Source organism: Seonamhaeicola marinus (assembly GCF_008085455.1).
Window position 1 is genome coordinate 1 of sequence record NZ_VSDQ01000491.1, and the last position, 1,028, is coordinate 1,028.

Consider the following 1,028-nt stretch of genomic DNA (forward strand, 5'->3'; position numbering starts at 1 on the left):
AAACATTAAGGCGGTTTTTATCAAATCTGTGTACGGTTTTAATGGCTTGTCTCCCTGGAGGTAATTCGTCTATAACAGAAATATCTAAATCACCGTAAACAGACATGGCCAAGGTGCGTGGAATTGGCGTAGCGGTCATAACTAAAATATGAGGCGGGTTTGATATGCCTTTATCCCAAAGTTTTTTTCTTTGTGCTACTCCAAAGCGGTGTTGTTCATCAATAATAGCGAGTCCTAAATTTTTAAATTTAACCTTATCTTCTAAGAGCGCATGTGTGCCTATTAATATTTGTAAATCACCGCTTTCTAGGTCTTTGTGTATGGTTTTTCTATTTGAAGTTTTTGTTGAGCCCGTGAGTATTTCTATGTTGATATTCAGTTTTTTACACCATTCTAATAAGCCGTTATAGTGTTGAACTGACAAAATTTCAGTAGGTGCCATTAAACAGGCCTGAAAACCATTATCTATGGCCATAAGCATGCACATAAATGCTACAATAGTTTTGCCTGAACCAACATCACCTTGCAGTAGCCTATTCATTTGTGCATTGCTTCCTAAATCTGCTCTAATTTCTTTTAAAACACGTTTTTGCGCATTGGTTAATTCAAAAGGTAAATGGTTATTAAAAAAGGTATTAAAATATGTGCCAACTTTATTAAAGGTAAACCCTTTAATTTTTGTTTTATGAATTAAGTTTTTAATAATGAGTTGTAGTTGAATAAAAAACAACTCTTCAAATTTTAAACGTAATTGTGCTTTTGCTAATAGCTCTTGATTTTTAGGAAAATGAATGTTTAAAAGCGCTTCACTTTTACTTATAAGTTTTACATCTGAAATGAGTTCATTTGAAAGCGTTTCTGTAAAACGCCCTTTGGTTTCTAAAAATAATTGCTGTACAACTTTACTAACAACCCTATTGCTAATACCTTTATTTGTTAGTTTTTCGGTAGAAGGATAAATGGGTTGAATGCCGTTATTTAAACCGTTTTTGTGGTCTTCGGTTGTTTCAATATCGGGGTGCGGCATG

The 1,028-nt window shown here is 33.7% G+C and carries 1 protein-coding gene; it reads right to left on the reverse strand.

The genetic code is table 11. The features are described from left to right. Positions 1-1,028 (reverse strand): ATP-dependent DNA helicase RecG (locus tag FUA24_RS07885; RefSeq protein WP_148541204.1); only part of this gene is annotated, 1,028 nt, incomplete at both ends.